Here is a 25,966-nt window from a genome sequence, read left to right as displayed (position 1 = left end):
CAATAAATGTAAACAATATTTAATTCTGTTGTTTACTGTGTCGATATTTTTTGACTGTATTTACAGAGTTACAAATAAAAACTATATACAAAACCCCGTAATTACTGGGATTATCATAAAGGTTCTGGAGCCTCTTTCTCCGCCAGATGAAGTTTTAAAAGAAACTTTAAAAGTCAAAAGCCTTTAAATACTAGTATTTAAAGGCTTTTTTACTTTTTATACTGTATCAAAAAACACATATAATATCAACGGACAGTGACCCTAATTTTTTGGCAGAAATAGGATCACTAAATCAGAAATTCATCAAAATACTATTTTCTAATCTTGGTACTTTTAAATTAAAAAAACTATCTTATATAAAAGACCTTCAGTATTTGATACTTATTATTCCCCCAATTATTATCCTATTTTTTTTTTAAATAAATACAAGTCCTGCACATTATGACTAATTCTTTATCATCGTTGTAACTTTTAAATGTACTGAGATTAGAATATTAAAATTCTCTTAGAATACAATATATAATAACTTATTTTTTAGTAACTTATGTAAATAATTATAAAAAACAATAAGATGGATACTAATAAAAAATATAGAAACAACCTCGAAGGGAAAACTGTAGTTATAACTGGTGCAAGCAGTGGCGTTGGACGGGCAGCAGCAGAAGCTTTCGCTCATGAAGGATGTAATATTGTAATTGCTGCGAGAGGTCAAAAAGGTCTCGATGAAGTGGTTGAATATTGTCGTTCACTAAATGTAGTGGCTGTTGGCATAAGTGCAGATATGTCAATTGCTGAAGATGTTGAAAAAGTTGCTGCTCAGGCATTAGCTATTAATGGAAAAATTGATATTTGGGTAAATAATGCCGGGGTGATGGCAAGTGGAAAATTTGAAGAAATTCCATTAGAAATTCACCATCAGGTAATTAAAACGAACTTATTTGGATATATGCACGGCGCTTATAATGCTATCAATATTTTTAAAAAACAAAGCTATGGTATTTTAATAAATAATATATCAATTGGAGGATTTATGCCTGCCCCCTACAGCGCTGTATATTCTGCATCAAAATACGGAATTAAAGGAATGATGGATTGCCTGCAAGGCGAAATATCCAATCGGAAACATATTCACATCTGCAATTTATATCCACAATTACAAAATTCTACAGGTAATTTACATTCGGCCAAGTATTCGGGTTTTGATATGACAATTCCTTTTATTGCTTCTGACCCACGTGATACAGCAGCAAAAATGGTCGAACTGGCTCAGCATCCTAAAAAAGATACATTTCCGGATTTACGAGCTTCTGTATTAACTAATACTTATCGATTATTTCCAAAAATGATAATTAATTCAGCATCTGCTGCTCTTCGAATGAAAATGAAAATTAATAAAAACAAAGAGAACAACTCTGGAAATGTGCTTACAAACTCTAAAGAACCATTACGAGTGTATGGAAAATTGCCATCCAAAAAAACAAATAATCTAAGTTTAGCATTATTTGCAGGATTAGGATTTGGAATTGGTTTATTATTAATGAGTAAAAGATCGCAATAGCCTTTACTATCGAATTTATAAATTAAAAGGCTTCAGATTCCTCTGAAGCCTTTTTTGATTATTAACAAATAAAATAGTAATTCACTTTACATCTTAATCTTTAATCTGGTGTTTGAGCTTTATCATAAATTAAGCCCTCATATTTTAGTTCTCTCCAAAAGTCGCTAGGGATTATTTTTTTCATAGAATTTACATTTTGCTCTATTTGTTCGGGTTTACTTGCTCCGGGAATTATTGAAGTAAATTCGTCTGCAGCCAATACAAAGTGTATGGCAGCATCCAGAATTGTAATATTATATTTTTTAGCTATTTCAGAAATACGATTTCTTTTTTCATGCATTCCTTTTGGAATTACTTCTTTATAATTAAAACGTTCACGACCACCAAGAAAACCAGAATTAAAACCTGCTCCTGAAACCAACTTTACTCCTGCTTTCTTTACCGCAGGAAGCAATCTGTCTACAGCATCTTCATGATCCAGAATAGAATATTGAGTTGCTGAAAGACAAATATCAGGATCTGCAAATTCTATACAATCTAAGATAGGTTCAATTTTATTAACTCCCATACCCCAGGCCTTTATAACTCCATCATCCCGTAGTTGTGAAAGTGCCTTAAAAGCTCCTTTGGCTGCCTGTTTAAAAAAATAAGGATATCTGTCACCTACCTGATCTTCTGAAAGATCATGAACATATACAATATCTATATAATCTAAGCCTGTTCTTTGCAAACTGTCTTCAATAGATTTTTTTACTGCATCTGCAGTGTATAAGTGTTGAAAATCATAGTTTAGTGGTGCTTTCCACATTGTTGGAGGAACATCTGATTTCGAAACTTCATGGAATAATCTCCCTATCTTGGTCGAAAATATAAAATCTTCTCTTTGTTTTTCTTTTAAAAAATTTCCAAATCTTCTCTCGCTTTTGGTTAAACCGTACCACGGAGAAGTATCATAATATCTAATTCCATAATCCCATGCACTTTGTAATATTTCATTCGATTCCTCATCTGAAATATTTTCGAATGCTGTTCCTATAGCAACTCCTCCTAAACCTAATTTATGTTGATCTTTTAATATTTCCATCCTTAAAATATATAAATTTATAATCACGCTATAGAAGATAGGAAATTATTAATTTAGCTATCTTCATATTTCTTTATTTACAAATTTCAAAACATCATAGCTTTTACCGTTACATTTTAAACAGCATAAATTATATAATTATAACGAAACATTTATTCAGAGTAGGTTTATATTAAATACATATTAAGAAAAAGTATAATTATCGAAATATTTAAACCCGAGAATAATCTCCTTTCCAATTTACAATTGCTTTTTTAATTTCACTTCCGGAAAGATGTTGAGACAAAGTTTTATCAATCAATGGTATAAGTTCTTCGTCAGATGCAAATCGCAAAGCAAATAACTGTTCGTCACTAATTTCATTTTCTATAATTTCATATCGCTTATTAGTCAAAGTAAAATAGCGATAACGCATTTCTAAACGAACGATTCTATTTTGCAAAGTCAATGCATAATGTTGTCGAATCATAAAAGCTAAACAAAACAGCACTACAAAAATAGCCGCAACAAAAGACCAAATTAAAGTATCAGAAGTTGTTGCAGCAAAATAAATGCTGACTATAATAAATCCCATCACAATTGGATAATAAACAAAATGATGCGGAGGGTAAAATCGAATATGATTTTTGTACGATTGAGTTTCCATAATTTTTTTTAATATTATCAGAATTAATAAATCTTTAAAACAATCTCAAAGACTTCAAACTAATACTAAAATAAAACAAAAAATCTTAAAGGATTAACTATTTCAATTATTCCTGATAAATACAGTCTCTAAGAATCATCGTAACTAATTTATAAAAAATCTATGGGCCAGTATATTGTACTAGCTCATAGATTTTTAAATTGATCAAAACCTGTTTATTTACTCAGGATATCCATCATTTTGTTTTAATACAGCTTCTCTGTTTCGTTCAATTTCTGCAAAAGGAATTGGAAACAAATTATGATGCGGTAAAATATCCTTATAATATGGGTTATGTGCTTTTACTTTATCATAAAGTAATCCTAATCTCGCTAATGTTAATCTTCTTTTTTCTTCAACACCAAATTCTCTCATTCTTTCGTCAAGAATATAATCAATCGAAACATTAGAATCTTCAACATCTTTAGCATTAGATCGTGAACGTACCACATTAATATCATCTGCTGCAGCAGATAAATTATTTAATCTAAAATAAGCTTCTGCACGCAATAAATAAGTTTCTGCAAGTCTAAACATATATTGATCTGTATAAGTTCCCCCTGCTCCTTCTTTCAAAGTATAATTAGCTGCATTAGCATATAAATTAGCAGGATGATCAAAAGGAGTCGTTACTTTACTTTGATAAGCATAAAAAGCACGACTAGGTACAGTAACTCCTAAAGGGGGATTTTCGGTTGAAATAATCTGACCAAATAAAGGTGAAGCAGGATTTGTACATTTAAACTCTCTCACAAAATTATGATTCGCATTACGTATATCATTACTCCAGTCACTTTGCCAGATAGTATTACTAAAGTATTTAGTTGATATAGCCCAGCCAATACCACGTCCGCCAGTATAATCACCAATCGGCCAGCTAAAAGGTCGGCTTCCATTTAAAACTATATCACGAACAGAGGGCGCATGATGTCTTTCATAAACAGGAGATCCTGTTCTGGTACCTGACTGTGCACTACCACCAGGAACATCAGTTTCGAATTGTATTGCCCAAATTGTTTCTGTATTACTTGCATGATTTTGATTGTTTCTTTGGAACAAATCCCAATAAGGATCACCAGGAGTTACATTCATTCTTGTTCCAAATCGCTGCCTCATTAAATCGGTAGACGGATGATCAATAACAACTGTTGCCGCATTAACAGCATCCTGATAGCGTCCGGCTGCTAAATATACTTCGGATAATAAATGACTTGCAACAAGTCGATGTATTTCACCAGGACGTGCTGCTTGTTTTGTTAACAAATTAGCTGATGCAAATTCAAGATCAAGGATTACCTGAGCCAAAACTTGTTCTTTGGTAGCTCTTACAAAATCATATTTTGGCTGATAAACCGCTTCCGTAACAAGAGGAACTCCTCCATATAAATATACTAATGTTCGATAACTAAAAGCCCTAAAATATTTTGCTTCGGCTTCTATTAATACTTTTTGTTCCGGAGTAAGTTGAGAATCACCCAAACGATCCAAAACAATATTTACATCTGAAATAATTTTATAAAAGTTAGTCCAGTGAAAGAGAGCAACACTATTTCCGTCACCTACAGGATTTAAGGCAGCAATATAATTCGTAAATCGAAGTACATCTGGCTGACCGTCATAAACTAAATCAGTACCATAAATATAATCCATGTTATTACGATCTCCTCTCGAATAAAATTCAAAACGAACTCTGTCATATAAACTATTTATTGACAATTTATAATCATCATATGTTACCAATGCATTAGAAGCACCTAGAAAATCTAATGGTTCTTCTTCAAGATAGTCTTTTCCGCAGGATACTGATAAAAACAGTAAACTAATAAGCGGAAGTATAATATATTTTTTCATAATGTAATTAGATTAAAAAGTAATGTTAATACCTAAGGAATAACTTTTCATTACAGGACGTCCATTCTCATTATAGCCTTGCCCGGTTTCAGGATCCCAGCCTTTCCATTTTGTCCATGTAGCTAAGTTTTTTCCACTAACAAAAAGATTCAAATCTGAAAGTCCCAGATGACTCGCAATTTTTTTATCAAAACTATACGAAAGAGAAACATCTTGCAGTCTTATAAAACTACGGTCGCGATAAATAGTAGCTCCCTGAGCAGCAGTAACTAATGATCTAGGAAATTCTCCTGTAGGATTTCGTGGTGACCAGTAATCAATGTCAGAAAAGTAATTGTATCTAATAGAATTATCATTACGAACTCCTCCTACACTAGTAGGTATAACATCCCCCAAATAACCATCTTTTCCACCCTGAACAGAATTAAAAAACACATTCAATGTTAAACCTTTATAACTAAATGTGTTTAAAAGACTTGCTGTATAAGCAGGCTCCGTCCTTCCTAAAATAATTCGATCAGCAGCACTAATTATTCCATCACCATTCGTATCTCTTATACGTTGCGTACCTGGACTATATCCGGCAGGAATTTGATCTCCTATTTGATAAAGACCATCATAAGCAAAACCGAAAATTGCTCCGGCAGATTTACCAATAAATTGTCCGTTAGCCACTAAATCATCTTCAATACCATCACCATTTTCATCAAGACCCACTAATTTTATGATTTTGTTTCTGTTTGAAGACAAAGTTGCAGTTGTAGTCCATAAAAAATTATCATTTTTAATATTTTCAGAAGTTAACTGAATTTCGAATCCTTTATTTTTAAGTTCTCCAATATTAGTTCTGGTAGTTGTAATTCCCATAATGTATGGCAGAGGAACATTAAAAATTAGATCTTTTGTAGTGGATTCGTAATATTCAATAGCTCCTGAAAGGCGTTTGCTAAATAATCCAAAATCTAGCCCGAAGTTTACACCTGTATTTTTTTCCCATCTTAAATTTGGATTCTCTAAATTATTTGCATTTTGTCCAAAAACGGGAGCTCCTCCATCTCCAAAAACATAGCTTCTGTCTCTTGAAAATGTAGCTAAAGAAGTATATCTTCCGGGAGTATTTCCTGTTGTACCATAATTTGCTCTTAATTTTAAGAAACTAATTACTTTATTATCCTTCAAAAACGATTCTTCAGAAACAATCCATCCCACAGCAGCAGCTGGAAATATTCCCCATTTTTCATTTCGTGCAAAACCAGAATAACCATCACGACGAACAGTTCCTGTTAAAAGATAACGGTCTTTAAATTTATAATTTACACGTCCCATTTGATAATTCAGTGATTCTTTCCATGCTCCTGAAGATGCAAATTGGTTGATTCCCTGCTCCAGACTGTTATATCCCATAATTAAATTAGATATATCAGTACTGTTTGCTTCAGTTGAACTATTTTCTCTTTCTATAGCACCATATAAAAGTGTAACATCAAAATCATGTAATCCAAACTTTCGTTTATAATTCACAATATTATCAAGGGTATAATCGCTGTAGCGCGTATGATTTTTGTAAGCAGCTCCTGTTTGTCCTGCCTCATATTTACTTGCTCCAAAACTTTCTCCTATTCTATAATTATTTCCATAATTAACACGATAACTCAAACCTTTAACAAAAAGAAAATTTATGATACCGTAAAAATTACCGTAAAAATCATTTTGAGTATCGTAATTTTCAACATCATACGTTAAAAACGGATTAAGAACATTTGTTTGTGTAGGTGACAATACAAGGTTTCCATTTTCATCATAAGGCGTTAAGAAAGGAGATTGTCTGGTAAGCGAACTCAAAGTAGGCTCAGCACCGCTGTAATCATTAAATGCTCCAAAAGATTGTACTCCAACAGTAAGCCATTCTGTAGGTTTTGTTTCTAGATTTACCCTGATATTTTTACGCTTAAAGTTGTCATTTATTATAAAACCTTCTTGTTTAGTTATTCCTGCAGAAATTAAATAATTACTGTTATCACTAGCACCTGAAATACTTAACTCATGCTTTTGTATCTGACCTGGATTTGTACCTGCATCCAGCCAGTTAAAATTATTATTTTTAAGCGTATTGGTATTTTGGTCCACCATTGTAAAATCCATAACTGATGTGATATCAAAATTAGGATTAGGTGTGGTATAATTTGGTGCTAAAAATGCCTGATCATAATTCAAATCACGAACTTTCTCGACAAATTCTTCACGATTTAAAGTTCTTAATTTATTAGTAGGAGTTTGTGAAGCATAAGATTGACTATAAGTAATTACAGGCTTTCCTTTTTTCCCTTTTTTACTGGTAATTAATAATACTCCATTACCAGCCTGAGCACCATAAACAGTTGCAGAACTAGCATCTTTTAAAACCTCGATTGATTCAATATCATTTGGATTAATCGATGCTAAAGAACCGTTGTACTGAATACCATCGAGAACGATAAGAACATTACGATTTCCCTGAAATGTATTTTGACCCCTAATTTGAATTGACGGAGTAGATCCTGCCGAATTTACTTGCCCAATATTCAATCCGGCTACAGATCCCTGTAAACTTTGTACAATATTCACATTGGGCGCTTTTCTAAACGCTTCCAGATTTGCACTGGCTACAGCCCCTGTAAGGTCTTTCTTTTTTTGAGTTCCATATCCCACCACGACAACTTCTTTGAGCGCATTCATATCAGGCTCCATCTGTATATTGAAAGTAGTTTGTGTACCTATTACTACACTTTTTTTAGTATATCCAATAAAAGAAAACTCTAATTGAGTTCCTTGTCCCGTCGGTTGACTGATTGTAAAACTTCCGTCCATATCAGTTACTGTACCCGCAGAAGTACCGCTAATTAAAACATTTACTCCTGGTATTGGCAAATTTTGCTCATCGCGAACTATCCCTTTAAGTTCTTTATTCTGGGCTTTTATTTCCCAGGATAGTAAAACTAGAAACGATAGAAAAAAAATGGTTTTTTTAATCATCTTAAATTATTTGGTTAGAGAATAATTGTTTGAGAGATTTTTTGATTAGGTAAATCTCCTTTTTTTACCTGTGTTATTTTAATTTTTCTTAGTTCATGTTAATTGTTTTAAAGGTTATTATTTGATTGGTGATTAGGATATTATTATCAGTTAAAGCTTTTATTTTGCTTTTTCATAAAATTCTACTTCAACTATGCGTAGCTGTCCTCCAACATTAGCGGCTTTAGGGTCTTTATAGAGGTCTAGTTCTTTTTGTCCGGTGATTTCTACAATCTCTCCAAAGGCATCTTTATCGACACTCTGTCCGTTTAATTGTATTTTAACAAAACGTCCTTTTGTAGGTGTTATCGGTATTGAGATATAACCTAAACTTTTTTGAGTTTCACCTGTATAGATTAGTTTTCCATCAATAAATATTTGTATTGGATAACTGCGCATTCTCCAGCCTGAAAGCTTTAATTCAATTTCACTAATCTCAGCATCTCTTTCTAATTCGTATGTTATCCAGCCTGTTTTTGCAATACCATTATTAGTCCATTCCGTTAATTCGTTATCATCATAACTAAGGCCTACTTTTTTAGAATTACTTTCGGCATCAGCGCCTACAATTTTTATCGAATTACGGCTTACTTTATACGAAGGTCGCTCTGGGGTTGCTCCTCTCGAAAGGTTTAAAGGTTGATGATTACCCGTAATGTAATTGGAGATATCTTTATTATCTGCTTTAACAGTAGTTAGTTTTATCTCAGTAGTAGGCAATCCTTTGGCTTGAGCAGTTAGTTTGACTATCCCGTTTTTATCTGTAGAACGAATTAAAACCCTGTTAACTCCACATTCAACCGGAAGCACTTTAGATAGAATAAAATTATCTTTACCCTGAGCGATACCTCCGCGCCATTCAGCCGGACCTTCTAAATCAAAAGTGATTACATCATTTGCTAACGGACAACGATTACCGTTTGCATCAACAACTTCTATTTGTACAAGGGCAAGATCGGCACCGTCGGCTTTGAATCCGTCAGGAGCATGCATTTCTGTTAGACGAAGTGAAGCAGGTTCTCCGGCAGTTTTAATTTCGGCTCTGCTTAATTCTTTTTTATTCTCATCATAACTTACTGCGGTAATTACTCCTTTTTCCCAGCGAATATTAGGGAAAGTGAAAATAAATCCACTACTACGGGTTCCAAAACCTTGTGATTTACCATTAATGAATAATTCTGTTTGTTCACCATTAGCTATTACAGTCACATCTTTTACAACATCAGGTGTGTAGTTCCAATGCCCCACTATATGCGTACGGTATTTTTCGATATCTACCCAACCGTCCCAAATAACCTGATGCGCAAAAAAGGCATCTTTAGGAATACGCATTGGATCTACTTCTCCGCTTCTTCTGTAATTTTCCTGACCTCTAAAATGAGTATTAGAATCTGAAAAAATGATATTTACTCCACCTGAACTTACCCGATCACCTGTACCGGGACGTACCCTGAAATAATCAAACCAACGGGTTACATCTTCTCTTGCAAAAGAATCCTGATTTTGATTATAAGCCTGAGCATCAGGTTTCTTTTCGGTAGTATTAGTAACTGTCGAACGGTATCCTTTTGATCCTTCGCCATTTTTATGAAATGGATAAGAGTAATCATCCCAATATTTACGTAATGCTTCATCTCTGCAATATTCAGTAGCCCACATAGGAATGTGTGCACTTTTATTAATATAAAGCATCTCACCTCCATACTCCGCTATTTTACTGTCCAGCATTTCGCGGGAACCTATAGCACGACCTCCATAAGGATCATATTTATCCCTAATAGCTTTCATCTCTTTCATGTGGTCTTCAGAAATTGATTCATTCCCACTTTCATAGAATAAAATACTTGGATTGTTACGATTGTAAATAATTGCATCCCGCATAAGATTAACCCGTAGTTCCCATCTGCGTCCTTCAACATCTTTTTCTGAATCACCTGCAGGCATCGCTTGTATCAATCCCACACGATCACAGCTTTCTACATCTTGTTTCCATGGTGTAACATGCATCCAGCGCACTAGATTAGCATTACTCTCCACCATTAATTTATTCGAATAATCACTTAGCCATGACGGCACACTCATACCGACAGCCGGCCACTCATTACTGGTACGTTGCGCATAACCTTTCATTTGGATAACACGATCATTTAACCAAACCATTCCGTCTGCAAAACGCGTTTTTCGAAAACCTGTACGTGTTTCTACCACATCTACAGCTTTATTATTAGCATAAAGTGTTGTAGTAACTTTATACAAATAACCATAACCCCAACTCCAGAAATTTAAATCATTAACTTCTTCTTCAGCCGAAAGTGTCGTTGTTTCGCCTGGTTTTATAGTTGTATTTTTACCAGAGAATGTTTTAACAACCTTATTATCTGCATCCTGAATTTTGATTTCATAACGTGCATTTACAGCATTTTTATTCTCATTACGAATTTGTGATTCGGCATGTATTATGGCACTTTTCTTTGTTATATTTATTTGTTTAGCATACACATAAGTTCCTGTAGTTCCTAAATTACTGTACAATGGTAAAGTTTGATACGCCTTGTCTTTTATATACAGATAAACGTTTTTAGGAATTCCTCCGTAATTAGCATTAAAGTTTTTATCATTCCATTGATAGTTACTCCCTGTTGCACGTTCTTTATAATTCCATGAATTATCAATTCGAACAGCAATTACGTTATCACCGTTTTTAACAAAATCCGAAATATCAAGACCTACAGCCATTACTCCATTTTCATGAATTCCTACTGATTTCCCATTTACATAAAATTCGCCTCCAAAACGTATTCCTTCGAATTCTAGAAATACCTTTTTCTTTAATGCTCCTTTAGGTAACTTAAAATGTTTTCGATACCAAACAATAGAAGTACTTAAACTATCGATAGGAACTCTAAAAGCTTCATCTTCATTAAATGCCCGTGGAAGCGTGATTTTTTTCCATGAATTATCATTTAATCCTACTTCGGCACCATTAGGTACATCTCCTATTTTTAGAAGCCATTGGGCATTAAAATTGAATTTATTTTGCAATCCATTTTTAGTTTGTGATAATAGCATAATTGGATTAATAAATCCTATTAAAACTGAGAGAGCAAATACTCTAAGATAGTAAGTCATTTTATTTGAATTATTAGGTCTAATGATTATTAAGTGTGTGAACAATTAGAGTAGATTTAAAATTCTACAACACTTACATTAACAATAAAAAATCCTTATTGCTAATAAGACAAATATAAATTGCAGCTAAAAAAACAGGGACGTAAAATCGTCCCTAAATACAGGTAAAAAATGACCAAAGCCTATATTATCCAAATAATTAATGGTTTTTTAAGGCTTTTTTTATCAGTCAAATAAATTAATTAATATTTTTCTATAAAATAGATTTTATTGATTTTACAAGTATGAAGTAAAATTAAGAGTTCCTTCTACTTCGAAGCAGCCTTTTTCATGTAATCCGTTGGAGACATTCCAAGTTCAGATTTAAAGCATTTTCTAAAATAATCAGCATCCGAAAAACCTACCCTATAAGCAATTTCACCAATGGTAAATTTAGAATCTGTTAATAATTGCTGCGCTTTCTTTAAGCGTATTTCTTTTAGAATTTCTGAAATACTCAAACCGGTAAGATCTTTTACTTTTCGATAAAGCTGACTGCGACTTACTCCAACTCCTATGCAAATTTCCTCTACACCTAATTCGGAATTTGAAAGATTCTCTTCAATAAAAGCTAACAATTTTTGTAATAATTTCTCATCTGCTGATTGAGGTTGTTCATCAGTTGGCTTCAATGAAATTTCTTTTCGGTATCGTTCTTTTAGTTTACTTCTTGATATAAGAAGATTTTTTATTCTTGCTTCTAAAAGAGCTAAATTAAAAGGCTTAGTCATGTAGGCATCTGCTCCGGTTTCTATTCCCTGAATTTCAGACTCTAAAGGAGTTTGAGCAGTAAGCAATATTACAGGAATATGAGAGGTTTTAATATTGGTTTTAATTAAACTGCAAAACTCAAATCCATCCATAACATCCATCATAACATCTGAAAGAATCAAATCAGGAAGCTGGCTGGAAGCAACATCAAAACCGTCTTTTCCATTACTGGCTTCAATGACAAAATAAAATTCCGAAAAATACTCTTTTAAATAAGTTCTTAACTCATTATTATCTTCGACAATGAGTAAAGTATGTTTTCTTACCAAAGTCTTTTTAGGATTTTCATCCGTAATAAAATTTTCAAAATTATCATATTGGTTTAAAACTACATTTTCAACATCATTTATTTCCGAATTAGTTTTAAAATCAATATTCTCTTGTTGCAACGGAAGCATGACTTTAAAAGTTGTCAGACAATTTTCAGCATTATTTTTTATACTTGAAACATTAATAACACCGCCATGCTGCTCTACAAGGCCTTTAGTAAAAGCAAGTCCTAGGCCAGTTCCTCCAGAATTATTCTTTTTCCCCTGATGAAAAGGCTGAAAAATAACATCTAAATCTTCTTCCTCAATTACTGATATACCTTGATTTATAACTTCGATAACTGCAAAACCATTATTATTATCTTTCACAGTTGAAAAACGTATGGTAATAATCCCTGAATCCGGAGTAAATTTCAACGCATTACTCAATAAATTATAAAGTACTTTTTCTATCTTATCTTCATCATATACAAAAACAAAATGATCAGTATTAGCTTCTAATTTCAAATGAATTCCTTGCAATTTAGCAGTATCCTCAAAAGTTTTTAATGTACGTTGTAGCAATGCAATAATATCATTATTACAAAAATCCAAATTGAAATTGCCTGTTTCTAATTTTCTAAAATCCAAAAGTTGGTTAACCAATTTTAACAAACGATCTCCACTCATTTTTATAGTTTGCAGCTGAGAATGAGCTGTTTTATTTTCTTTTAATATATCTAAAAGTCTCTCTAAAGGTGCAAGAATCAATGTTAAAGGTGTTTTTATTTCGTGAGATATATTAGTAAAAAACTGTAGTTTATTTTGTTCCTGCTCATGTAAAAAAGCTTCATAAGCCAGTTTTGATTTTAGGTTAGCCAATTTTGTTGAGTAAATATGATATACATACAAAATAGCAACAACAAGTAGTACGTAAAAAATATACGCCCAGATACTCGCCCAAAATGGTGGTTTTACAATTATTTCTAAGCTAGCCGGAATCTTATTCCAAACACCATCACTATTTGAAGAGATAACTTTAAATACATAATTCCCTGCATCAAGATTTGAATAGCTTGCAAATCTTCTTTTTGCATCGGTATAAACCCATTCTTTATCAAATCCTTCTAGTTTATATGCGTATTTATTAGCCTGAGGATTTGAATAATGCAAAGCCGCAAATTCTATAGAAATACTTTTATCCTGATTTCTTAATTCTATGCTCTTAGTTAAATAAAGCGGCTTTTTAAGTAGTACACGTCCGTTTATTTCTTCATTTATGGCTACTGATTTATTTAATATTTGTAACTCGGTCAATACTGTTTGCGGAAGTGTTTTTTCAGCAAGTATTTCATCTGGATCAAAAGCACTTAAACCATTATTTCCACCAAAATATAGTTTATCTTTCAATGAACTTTTAAAAGCAGCGCCACTGGAAAACTCATTACTTTGTAAACCATCTTGTAAAGTATATGTTCTTACATCATAATTTTTTTTGTTTAACTGCGATATTCCTTTTTTATGACTTATCCATAAATTCCCTTTATTGTCTTCTAAAATTGCTGATATTGAAGATTTAGGAAATTGTATAATTGAAGAAGAAATATTCGTAAAACTTTTATTTTTAGAATCATATCTATCTAAACCATTTCCGGTTCCAATCCAAATGACACCTTCTTTATCTTCATAAATACAATTGATACGATTATCACTAATGGATTTTTTGTTTTCGTTATGAACAAAATGATTTTCTAATTTAAATCCATCTTTACCACTTATTGGTTTCAATACACTTATTCCTCCTTCATTCCCATATGCTCCTTCGCATCCCACCCATATCCTACCTTTACGGTCTTTCATAATCACTCTGGTATGTGGATGAAGTAAAAAGTTTGCAGAAGGATACGAAACAAAACGATTTGACGAAATAACATATTTATAAATACCCTGCCATGTTGCAAGCAGCAAATTATTTTCATCATCTTCAATTATACTAAAAACAGAGGAATTAATAGATTTAGAGAAGTCTTTAAACAAACCGCTGTAAGGATTATAACTCACTACGCCTTCTTTTGTCCCTATCCACATAACCCCTCCAGAATCACATACAATAGATCTAATTTGCTCTTTTTTCAATTGAGCGGGTCCCGTTTTTGCAGTTCGGTTTTTAACATCTATTATAGTTATGCCTTCATCCCGGGTACCAATCCATATATCACCTTTTTTATCTTCACAAATAGCAGTAACATTTTGATCTACAATAAAACCATCAACCGATGAATCTTCATAATAATTTGAAAAAGGTTTGGCATTTAAATTGGCTTTATTAATCCCATTACCAAAAGTTCCTATCCATAAAATATTATGGTTGTCCTTATAAATATCAGTTACATAAGCATCATTCAATCCTCCGGAACCGTCTAAACTGCTTTCATATGCCTTAACCGTTCCTTGTTTACTATTTGTTTCAATCAAACGATTTTTGCTAATATCAATATGCCATATAATATCTTTATGCTTCACATTAGTAATAGCAATATGTTTACGTCTGTCAGTCCATGTAAATAATGAATCATCCGGAGATTTTCGGGCTATTCTGTCAAAATTGTCTTTTTCGTAATTATATCGGCATAATTCATCATCATTAAAAGTCCTTATCCATAGATTTTTATTTTTATCTAACTTTAAATTATGAATTCGATTACTGTTTAAACTTTTTTTATCCGTAGGATTATAAAGATATGTTTTAAAAGTATAACCATCATAACGACAAAGCCCGTTCCAGGTTCCAAACCACATAAATCCATATTTATCTTTTACAATACCCAGAACAGTATTTTGAGATAATCCATTATTAGAAGTGATATATGCAAAATTTTTAATTGAAGTTTGAGATAAGATAACAGCATTATTAGCCAAGATAAAAACTCCTATCACAATTTTCAAACGTGTAGCATACAAGAAAAATGGTTTATAAAATTCTGATTTTAGATAAAGCATTAATGATGGGTTTTAGTATTCTTTAGATGGATATTTAATTAATCTTTTACAAATGTAAAATCCTATAATTTATTTAAAGTATCATAAATTGCCATCATCAATCATAACTTGACAATTAAATAATAGACTAAAATCGAATTTTATTTACATCTACATTAAATAAATCTATGAAAATCTAGTGACTTTCACTTCTTAAAGAGTAATAGTTTTGGTGGCAATTGTATAATCTTCATTTTAAATTCTGTAAAATAAACATATGCATTTCGGGTACATTTGATTATATAAAATTACAAACAAGAACAGTTTGTTCAATTGTTTTATATAATAACATTACCTAATCTTATTGTCCGGATGCATGTTTAAAACGATGAACACGGGTAAAATCAGGTTGTAGATGTGAGTTGTAACGGTGCTTATACTTTCCACCCGTTCGTATATGCAAAAAACCTACGTCTTGCTTAAGCAGGATCAATTTCACTACAATAGACAACATGCATCGGACAATTTTTATAAACTTAAATATGGAAAGTAAGAATATAATTGGAGGTTTAGCCGGAGCAGTAGTCCTAACTATACTTAATGAATCTTTAAAAAATGTAAACGAAAATATGCCTCATATCGATTTGGTTGGCAAAGAAGCTGTTCAAAAAACAGCCGAATATTTTGGTTTAGATATCGAAAATGAATCATTATTTGGTACCGCAATTGTCAGTGACATTCTCAGCAATACTGCTTACTATAGCATGATTGATGGTGAAGAAAATGATTTGTGGCTAAAAGCAGCTTCTTCAGGAATTTTGGGAGGTCTAAGTGCAGTCAATTTACCTGAAAAAATAGGATTAAATGACGAACCGGTTACCAAAACATTTACGACCAAAGCATTAGTAGTAGGCTATTATTTAGCTGGCGCACTTACTACTGCAGCAGTCATTAGACTAATGGAAAGAATCCAACAAAAATAATTTTACCATCAAAATAAATAAAATTTACATAGGCGTCTTTTTAAGGTATTCTTCAAATGATTTAATTGGATCTGAGGTTGCGTATTCGTTTTCTGGTTCAGGAAGTGCGTGTATTTTTGAATCACTTACAGAAACCACAGCAGAACAAACATAAACGCCTATTTTACCATCATTATATTTAAAATCCAGTAATGTTAGCTTAACAACATCATTAATTGATAGTTCGAAATAATTTCCATAGCGAATGATTTTAAAAGAGATTTCTTTGCTTTCTACTATTTCAAACATATTGGTTTGAATGTTTTCAAAAACAAAATTATTCTTGACATCTTTTTCATTAAATCCCCAGGCTCTGAATTGTACAAAACCATTAACAAAATCAATCGAAATATAATAAGCTGTTCCCTGCTCGTCACATTCCATAACAAATCCTGTTTTTCCCATTCCTTCAACAGTAAGCGTTCCTTCCCAGACAAAATCTTTTGAAGGCTTTTCGAAACAAAAAACTTCGTAACCGCTTCTGCATCCAAATCGCCATTTTGAAACACTTTTCAATGTGAAAGTCGCAGACGGATTTCCTAAAATTGGTTTAGGAATAGGCAAATCTTGCTGGAAAATTGTTTTTAAATAAAGGGTTTTCCAATGGTGATAGGATTTAAGAACAAGTCGGCCGCTACTATCAATATCTAACTCTTTTGGCGGCGGAATAACACGGTAGGTATTTACATTTCCTCCAATAAAATAAAAATTATATACTAAATAATGCTCGTCTTGTTTTACAATTCGGGCAGCATAATTTCCTTGTGGCATTAAAACATTATTATGAAAAGCATGGTATTCTCCTTTAAAATCAGGAGAAAACCAATAACGAATTTTAACATCCTCCCGAATCGATCCCAGCAGATAATGAGTTCCTTTTATTTCTATCACGCAAGGACATTCTACATCATCATAAACATAAGGAACGTGTAAGGGTTTTTGAAGAACAAAACCATCATCTTCTCTCTTTGCTACCCCGATACAGCCTCTTCGATATGTTGGTCCCACCGCACTTCGGGCGCATATTAACAAATAATCTTCTCCTTCAAACTGATATTTAAACGGATCTCTGAAACTAAGCCATTCGCGCGGATTATTATCCGAACTTTCATAATACGGTGCACGACTTTTAAAAGGCATTCCATATCCTTTATCTTTTGTCCAATTGATTAAATCGTCTGAAACGGCTCTTCCTATTTTTTGAATAATTCCTTTATCCTGTCGTTTAAGACCTGTATAATACATTTCATATCCTTCGCCTTCAGATTTTTTACTCACATGCATTGTCCAAAGCATATCGTCATCCCATTGCCCTGGATCACCAACCCAAAGTGCATTTTTAATTCTTCTCCACGAAAGACCATCTTTAGATATAGCATGTGCAATATAATCGTGATTAGGGATAATTAAATGAAATAAATGATGAATACCACTTTCATCTATAAATACATCAACATCGCCTATTTCCCAGTTACTAAATCCTGAACCTGCATACATATATTAAATTATTTTATAATGTTTTAATCCTTCTAAAATGCCCGCCGAAGCAGCACTCTCAGCCACAAAAATATTTTTGTTTGTTACATATTCTGCCAATTCCGAGCTACGATTTCCAACAATAATTCCTTTTACCGGAGCTCTGAACATATCAATATCATTTCCTGAATCGCCGGCTGCAACTACATTTCCAAGAGGAATAGACCATTTTCGGCATAAAAATTTTATGGCATTTCCTTTCGATGCTCTTTTTGGGATAAAATCAATAAATTTTCCGTGACTTGGAATAATATTCACTTTATACCATCCTGTTCCCAATGCTTTAATTAGTGCTTCTCTATCGTACTTTTCTTCATCATAATAATACGAAATTTTAAACGGATTCTGCGCTTCTTCTTCCTGCAATCGTATCCAGGGAATTTCTTTAAGACGATTCTCAATATCTTCTCTATTCCATCTGCCTGCTAAAAATTTAGCCCATCCTTTATCTAAAATAAAATCATTTCCTTTAATATAATAAATCTCAGTTCCTACAGAGCAAATTATAAAATCAGGCGATGGAAATTTTTCGTCTTTAATAATTTGTTTCACTAAGTCCAAATTACGACCCGAAGCCATCGCAAAAGCCATTGTATCTGTTCTATTAACTAAATGTGTTTTTAAATCTTCGAGACCGGGATTATTCAATTTAGGTTCAATAAGAGTTCCATCAATATCCGAGACTAGTAAATTTTCAACCTTTCTTTTCAAACGGTCGCTATTTATTACGTCATAATGTTTTTTAGTTCCCAATCGGGAAGATACAGATAAGTTTTCTTTAATTAACTCCATATATTGATTAACGTGACTAAGCCAGCTGTAGTGTTTTTGAATATTAATTGCGCCATTATTCGAATAGTAACGCCACTTATTTTCATCAGTTAAAACATTCAGTAATGATTTTCTAATTTGGCTTGCATCTTCAGGATTTACCAATTCTCCATTCTGACATGTTGGAATAATTTCCGAAGGTCCCCCGTTTTCAGTAACGATTACCGGAAGTCCGGAACTAGCCGATTCGATTACAGTAAGTCCAAAATTTTCATGAAGCGCAAGATTAACAAACACGCCTCTTTTTTCTGCTGCATAGCGATAAATAAGAGAAACTTCGTTTTCTACATCATGTTTTTTAGGAATAGCCATTTTTCCATACAAGTCGTACTTATCCATTAACAAAAGTAAATCTGTTAAAACCTCTTTTTCTGATTCCGGCATTTTTATAATATTTCTTCGAATACCTGCAAAAATGACCAAATTAGCTATGCTTTGCAGTTCTTTATCTTTTCCATAAACATTGATAAGAGTATGCAAATTTTTATGACGATCAGGTCTGGAAAGCGCTAAAATAATTGGCTTATGCGGATTAATTAAGAATTTAGAAATCGATTCGGCTACCCAATATTTACGCTGTTCTTCTTCCAAATTTTTATTAGAATCCTGTTCTATATGATAATAAGGAACAAATTTTCTGGTATCAATTCCAGGCGAAATTACATGATATTTTCCCAGATTGAAATTTTCATAAGGCCTGTAAGTTTCTATTTCCTGCTCAGTAGAAGTGACTATAAATTCCGATAATTCTAATGTTCTTTCTTCAGCACTGATTCTTTGTTTAAACTTAAACTTTTTCTCCAGTTCTTCCTCGCTGTTACCTGATTCCAGTAATTTTTTCTTTTTATAATATCCTAGTGAATGTCCAGTATGAGCAAACGGAATGTTTAAAATGGTAGATAATTCGGAGGCTACATAACCGGCATCTCCGTAATGGGAATGAATCCAGTCGGGAAAAATATCATGAAATTTAATATGCTGTACAATACCATCTACAAAAGTATCGAGTCCTTCCCACAACTGTTCTTTTGATTTGTATTTTTTCCCCAGGAAAGGAATTCTTCTAATACTGAATTTATCATTTACGGTTTCAATAGGTATAGCATATTCAGGTGAAAGTGCGGGATCATCAATAAGCCGTGTAAATAAATCTACATGTTCAACATCCTCATGCTGTGATAAAAATTCGGCAAGTTCAAATACATATTTTGTTTGTCCTCCATTATCTGCATCTCTTCCTATTTCGAGTCCTGACTTCTTTAAAAGCCCGTGAATATTAATTATTGAAATTCGTAATTTTCCCTTTTCCATTTTTATGTTTTTGATGTTTTGGCTAACATATAAATGTTAGTTTACAATAATATAAAAAACAGAAGAAGCAATACTTATACAATTTTACTTATATGTTATATAACATTACTATTTTAATGGAAAAAGCACCTCAATGAGGTACTTTTTTATACAAAACTGACATTTCTACACAAAAAGATTCGTTTCAATCAATGTTCATGACCTCCTGAATTACTAAGTTTAGCATTTACAAAGAAAGTTCCTTTGGTAACAATTTTTGTTCCTGTTGGAATTTCTTTAACTGAAGTTATTGCTGTATATCCCACTTCTGAAACTCCTTTTGCTACTTCAATTTTTTCGAAATTGATACTATTTTCTTCGGCTTCACTATGTTTTTCACCGGCTTCATGTTTATGATTTTCTTCTGGTTTTTTATTCGTTTGTGCAAAAATATAGTATTTTCCATCAGCCTCTGCTATAGCTTCGTTAGGTACTGCAGCTGTTTTAGCAGTACCAATACCAATCATTGCCGAAATATTCATACCATCTATAAGTCCCTGTTTATTTCCTGTAACGTTACAGTGAACAGCAACTGTTTTGCTTTCGTCTTCAAAAGAAGAGCCTATATTAAAAACTTTAGCAGTATAGGAAGTCGCAGGATTATTCGTCAGCGTAAAATGAACTAACTGTCCCTCTTTAACCATTGGTAAATCTTTTTCAAAAATTTGAAGATCTAAATGTATCAGACTGTTATCTACAATTTCGACAACAGGCGAAGACACATCTACATAACTACCTATTTTAGCAAATTCATTACTCACCGTTCCGCTTACAGGACTGATAACCGTCAATGCCGATTTTAAATTTGCAGCACTAATCTTTGCCGGATTAATTCCCATCAACTGAATTTGTCTTTGAAGCGAAGCTTTACGCGCACGAAGCGAATTCATCTCGGCTGTCGCGCTTTGTAAATTCTTTAAAGCTCCAGCATTGCCTTCCTGAAGTTCACGCTGACGCTGTAATTCCTGATCGGCTAATAGCATTCTGCTTCCAATGGTCAAATATTCTTCCTGCAACTGTATAAACTGCGGATTTTCAATGGTAGCAATCACTTGTCCTTTTCGAACATAATCACCTAACTGAACTTTTAAGGTTTTTATCACTCCACCGTAAAGTGAAGTTGCATTCGCTTTATTATTATTAGGAACTCTCAACGCACCATTTGCTTTTATAGAAGCTGTCAGGTTTCTATTTTCAATAGTTCCCAAAGTAATTCCAACAGCTTTGATTTGTTCCTGAGTTAAAGCAGCAACTGTCGGAATTTCTTCTTCGTGTTCAGCTTCTTTCGTTATTTCCGAATTTTCATTATCAACATCTTTTTTGTTTTGTTGGCAACTAATCAGTGAAAAGAAAGCAATTACACTAATTAAAATTTTAATATTGATTTTCATTTTTTACACTTTTAAAATTTTCTATTCCATTCTTCAAAAAACAGAAAACTATAGATTATTTATTATTGAAATAATTAAACTGAACAACTGATTGATTATACTGATTTAGAATATCCAAATAATTCTGTCGAATTCCCACAGCCTGACTTAAAAATTGTCCCAGTTCTCCAAAACTTATTTCGCCCGATTTATAACTCAATGTAGCTGCTTTTATAATTTCTTCTGCTTGTTTTAATCCGGCCGTTTCATAAAAATTTAATAACGAAAGATGTTTTTCAATTTCGGCAATTGCAGAAGCTTTTTGCGTTTGCAACTGCTGTTTTTGGTATTCCAAATTCCTTTCCTGCACTTCTTTCTCTGCCGACGCTGCTTTTACTTTGTTATGTGCCGAACCAGCTCCAAAAATAGGAAAAGATGCCGTTGCCGAAAATCCTGTAAATGGATCACTAGCTCCCCAAAGTCTTTGGCTAAAAACTCTACCTGACAACTCTGGTCTGTTACTGTTTTTTTGTACCGAAACATTAGATTGTGCAACTTTTACATTTTGTTCCTGCAATACTAACAAAGGATGCAAACCGTTATTTTCTGCCAAAATAACATCCGCTTTGCCTAAAGGATTTTCGACAGGAAGCAGCCATTCGTTTTGATTTAAAAGCATCATTAATTGCTGCTGTTGCACATTCATATCCTTTTTGTTTTGGTCAGAAAAAGCTTTTAGTTCTAATAATTTTGCATCAGCTGCAATTTTATCCAGTTTGGCAATATCACCCGCTTTTAAACGAACTTCAGTTGTTTTTGAGAGTAAAGTATAAATACTATCTAAACGTTTGTACAATAATTGCTTGTCCTGCAAATACCATAATTGGTAATAAGCCATACGCACATCTCTTTTGATTGTTGCGTTTAAAACATCGGTATTCAGTTCAGCATATTTCAATTGTTCTTTAAAATAATCCTTTCGGGCAGCATACAAACCTGGCCAGGCAACACTTTGCGAAATACCAATTTTTAAAATCCCCACATTATCCGATGGGCGAAGATCTTCATTTTCAGCAAAAATTCCTGTTTTAGGAATGTCATAAGCTGTTTTAACATTCAATCCTGCACTTTTAATTTCGGCTTCATTAACACCTAATTGCTGATTATTTTTCAAAGCTGTCATTACTGCTTCATCCATCGAAATTCTTTGTTGTGCATTGGCAGAACTAAAAACAACAAGACATAAAAGAATTACTATAGTTGTATTTCCTATTTTCCATTTCGAATTAAAATTAAACTTCGAATTAAAAATAATATACAATAATGGCAATACAAAAAGCGTAAGAAAGGTTGCGGTTATCAATCCACCAATAACTACAGTTGCCAGTGGTTTTTGAACTTCAGCTCCTGCACTGCTGCTAATTGCCATTGGTAAAAATCCTAACGACGCTACCATAGCCGTCATTAATACAGGACGAAGCCTGGTGATAGTTCCTTCTTTTACTCTTTCGAAAATATTTGTCATTCCTTCTTTTTCAAGTTGGTTAAAAGTGCCTATCAAAACAATACCATTTAAAACCGCCACACCAAACAAAGCAATAAAACCTATTCCGGCGCTGATACTAAACGGCATTCCTCTTAACATCAGGGCAAAAATCCCTCCGATAGCACTCATAGGAATCGCTGTAAAAATTAAAATTGCCTGTTTAAAAGAACGGAATGTAAAATACAGCAATGCAAAAATTAATAAAAGTGAAACCGGAACGGCAATCGTCAAACGGGCACTTGCTTCCTGAAGATTTTCAAACTGACCTCCATAAGTAAAATAATATCCTGATGGTAATTTTACTTTCTCAGATAATTTTTGCTGAATATCTTCTACAACACTTTGCACATCGCGTCCCTGCACATTAAATCCTACCACTATTCGGCGTTTTCCTGCTTCCCTGCTTATCTGTGCCGGACCTAATTTATAATTGACATTCGCCACTTGTGATAATGGAATTTGATTACCAGTACTCGTTGGAATCATCAAATTACTAACATCGTAAATACTGCTTCTGTGAACGCTGTCGAGACGCACCACCAAATCAAAACGCCGTTCATTTTCATAAACCTGTCCTGCACTTTTTCCTGCAAAAGCCGTACTTACCACATCATTTACGTCTTCAATAGTCAGTCCGTAATTAGCAATTCGGGTTCTGTCGTATTCAATATTAATTTGAGGTAAGCCGCTTACTCTTTCTACTTGAGGCGAAGTAGCGCCTTCGACACTCTGAATAACTTTACTCACTTCCTTAGCATAAACAGAAAGTGTATCAATGTTTTCACCAAATATTTTTACAGCAACATCTTGTCTGATTCCTGTCATCAATTCGTTAAAACGCATTTGAATAGGCTGGTTTTTCTCGAAAAAGACTCCGGGAATCACTTCAAGTTTTTCAGTAATGGCATCCGACAATTCATTAAAATCTCTGCCTGATTTCCATTCTCTTTGAGGTTTTAAAATCACCATTAAATCGGTTGCTTCGGGTGGCATTGGATCTGTAGGGACTTCGGCGGCTCCTGTTTTTCCAACAACCATTTTAACCTCATCAAATTCTTTGATTATTCTGGAAGCCTGCATCGAAGTTTCAATACTTTGGTTTAGCGAACTTCCCTGTGGCAAAATACAATGAAAAGCATAATCGCCTTCCTGCAATTGCGGTATAAATTCTCCTCCCATTTTGCTAAAGAAAAAGATAGCAATTACAAATAAAATTCCTGTAAAACCAACAATAGCATACTTAACCCTAATTACTTTTTGAAGCAAAGGCTGATACAAATTTTGCAGTTTACGCATTATTTTATCACTGAAATTTTCTTTGTGATTTGGCTTCTTGGATAAAAATAAAGCACACATCATCGGGATATAAGTCAAGGACAAAATCAACGCTCCAAAAATCGCAAAACCTACTGTTTGCGCCATCGGGCGGAACATTTTTCCTTCCACTCCCACCAACGTTAAAATTGGAATATAAACAATCAAAATAATGATTTCTCCAAAGGCAGCACTGGTACGAATTTTAGACGCTGACTGAAAAACTTCTTCATCCATTTCGTCCTGTGTAAAAGCATTTTTAGTTTTACGCATTCCCAGATGATGCAGCGTAGCTTCGACAACAATGACAGCTCCATCTACAATCAATCCGAAATCGATAGCTCCAAGTGACATTAAATTAGCGCTTACGCCAAAAACATTCATCATGCCTAAAGCAAATAACATCGCCAGCGGAATAGCCGAAGCCACAATTAAACCAGCACGTAAATTTCCTAAGAACAAAACCAGTACAAAAATGACAATCAAAGCTCCTTCCACTAGATTTTTCTCAACGGTACTAATTGCTCTTCCTACTAAATCAGTTCTATCTAAATAAGGTTCGATAATAATGTCATCAGGAAGTGATTTTTGAATAGTAGGCAGTTTTTCTTTAATCCGTTTTACAACTTCATTACTGTTTTCGCCTTTTAGCATCATTACTACGCCACCTACTGCATCTACTTCACCATTGTAGGTTAAAGCTCCATATCTGACTGCGCTTCCAAAACGTACTTCGGCCACGTCACTAACATAAATGGGTACTGTTCCTGTATTTTTAACGACTATTTTTTTGATATCCTCTAAAGAAGTAACCAAGCCAATTCCTCTGATAAAATAAGCATTCGGTTTTTTATCAATATAAGCACCTCCTGTATTTTGATTGTTTTTTTGCAAAGCAGTAAAAATATCAGGAATACTAACTCCCATAGCTTTCAATCTGTCAGGATTCACGGCTACTTCGTATTGTTTTAATTCCCCTCCAAAACTGTTTACCTCAGCAATTCCGGGCGTTCCATACAATTGTCTCGCAACAATCCAGTCCTGCATGGTACGTAAATCTTTGGCATTATATTTATGCTTACTTTCTTTTTTAGGATGAATAATATATTGGTACACTTCGCCTAAACCTGTACTTACAGGCGCCATTTCGGGCGTTCCTACTCCTTGCGGAATTTTATCCTGAGCTTCTTTCAGCCTTTCATTAATCAACTGTCGGGCAAAATAAATATCAGTTTCCTCATCAAAAACTACCGTTATTACCGAAAGTCCAAATCTTGAAATACTTCTGACTTCCTGAATTTTTGGAACATTGGCTATACTTTGTTCTATAGGGAAAGTCACCAGTTGCTCTACTTCCTGCCCTGCCAGTGTAGGACAGCTGGTAAAAATTTGCACCTGATTATTTGTGATGTCAGGCACAGCATCAATAGGCAATTTAGTCGCACTCCAGGTACCCCAAATTATAAGAAGCAAAGTCATAAAACCTATTATGAGTTTGTTCTTAATACTGAATTTAATTATAGTATCTAACACAATCTAATTTGTATTTAACGTTTAAAGAATAGTTGTTTTCTCCAATAAATAATAGGAAAAAAATCAGAA

General features: G+C 33.4%; 12 protein-coding genes. 2 read left to right on the top strand and 10 right to left on the bottom strand.

Features of this window, described 5'->3' with window-relative positions:
• Positions 1 to 571: 571 nt before the first annotated feature.
• A complete protein-coding gene (locus tag FEM21_RS06115; protein WP_035658900.1) occupies positions 572 to 1,558 on the top strand; it encodes an SDR family NAD(P)-dependent oxidoreductase in 987 nt (328 codons plus the stop codon).
• A 100-nt stretch (positions 1,559 to 1,658) separates the two neighbouring features.
• Here the strand turns inward: FEM21_RS06115 and FEM21_RS06110 are convergent, their stop codons facing one another.
• The 6 genes from FEM21_RS06110 to FEM21_RS06085 all read right to left on the bottom strand — a co-directional run bounded on the left by FEM21_RS06110 (position 1,659) and on the right by FEM21_RS06085 (position 15,416).
• Positions 1,659 to 2,642, bottom strand: a complete 984-nt coding sequence (locus FEM21_RS06110; protein WP_051627503.1) for an aldo/keto reductase — start codon at positions 2,640 to 2,642, stop codon at positions 1,659 to 1,661.
• Between the two features lie 211 nt (positions 2,643 to 2,853).
• Positions 2,854 to 3,288 (bottom strand): DUF6526 family protein, encoded by a 435-nt coding sequence (locus FEM21_RS06105; protein ID WP_035658898.1) that lies wholly within the window; start codon positions 3,286 to 3,288, stop codon positions 2,854 to 2,856.
• A 219-nt stretch (positions 3,289 to 3,507) separates the two neighbouring features.
• A complete protein-coding gene (locus FEM21_RS06100; RefSeq protein ID WP_035658896.1) occupies positions 3,508 to 5,178 on the bottom strand; it encodes a RagB/SusD family nutrient uptake outer membrane protein in 1,671 nt (556 codons plus the stop codon).
• Positions 5,179 to 5,190: 12 nt separating this feature from the next.
• The gene (locus FEM21_RS06095; protein WP_035658894.1) at positions 5,191 to 8,190 is read right to left on the bottom strand and encodes a SusC/RagA family TonB-linked outer membrane protein; all 3,000 of its coding nucleotides are present in this window, start codon (positions 8,188 to 8,190) and stop codon (positions 5,191 to 5,193) included.
• A 159-nt stretch (positions 8,191 to 8,349) separates the two neighbouring features.
• Positions 8,350 to 11,298, bottom strand: coding sequence for a glycoside hydrolase family 2 protein (locus FEM21_RS06090; protein WP_236353543.1), 2,949 nt, complete (start codon positions 11,296 to 11,298; stop codon positions 8,350 to 8,352).
• A 368-nt stretch (positions 11,299 to 11,666) separates the two neighbouring features.
• Positions 11,667 to 15,416 (bottom strand): hybrid sensor histidine kinase/response regulator transcription factor, encoded by a 3,750-nt coding sequence (locus tag FEM21_RS06085; protein ID WP_081824649.1) that lies wholly within the window; start codon positions 15,414 to 15,416, stop codon positions 11,667 to 11,669.
• A gap of 521 nt (positions 15,417 to 15,937) precedes the next feature.
• On the opposite strand from FEM21_RS06085, the gene FEM21_RS06080 reads away from it, so the two are divergent.
• Positions 15,938 to 16,378, top strand: coding sequence for a hypothetical protein (locus tag FEM21_RS06080; protein WP_035658892.1), 441 nt, complete (start codon positions 15,938 to 15,940; stop codon positions 16,376 to 16,378).
• Between the two features lie 24 nt (positions 16,379 to 16,402).
• On the opposite strand, the gene FEM21_RS06075 is transcribed toward FEM21_RS06080, so the two are convergent.
• From FEM21_RS06075 to FEM21_RS06060, 4 genes are all read right to left on the bottom strand, one after another.
• Positions 16,403 to 17,914: a glycoside hydrolase family protein gene (locus FEM21_RS06075; RefSeq protein WP_035658891.1), complete on the bottom strand. Its 1,512-nt coding sequence runs from the start codon at positions 17,912 to 17,914 to the stop codon at positions 16,403 to 16,405.
• Between the two features lie 3 nt (positions 17,915 to 17,917).
• Positions 17,918 to 20,095 (bottom strand): HAD-IIB family hydrolase, encoded by a 2,178-nt coding sequence (locus FEM21_RS06070; RefSeq protein WP_035658890.1) that lies wholly within the window; start codon positions 20,093 to 20,095, stop codon positions 17,918 to 17,920.
• Between the two features lie 188 nt (positions 20,096 to 20,283).
• Positions 20,284 to 21,525 (bottom strand): efflux RND transporter periplasmic adaptor subunit, encoded by a 1,242-nt coding sequence (locus FEM21_RS06065; RefSeq protein ID WP_035658889.1) that lies wholly within the window; start codon positions 21,523 to 21,525, stop codon positions 20,284 to 20,286.
• 55 nt (positions 21,526 to 21,580) lie between these two features.
• On the bottom strand, positions 21,581 to 25,897 hold the full coding sequence (locus FEM21_RS06060) for a CusA/CzcA family heavy metal efflux RND transporter (RefSeq protein WP_035658887.1): 4,317 nt from the start codon (positions 25,895 to 25,897) through the stop codon (positions 21,581 to 21,583).
• Positions 25,898 to 25,966 lie beyond the last annotated feature (69 nt).

Origin of the sequence: Flavobacterium seoulense, assembly GCF_000695795.1 — a bacterium.
Lineage (GTDB): Bacteria > Bacteroidota > Bacteroidia > Flavobacteriales > Flavobacteriaceae > Flavobacterium > Flavobacterium seoulense.
This window is presented reverse-complemented; position numbering and strand designations above follow the sequence as displayed.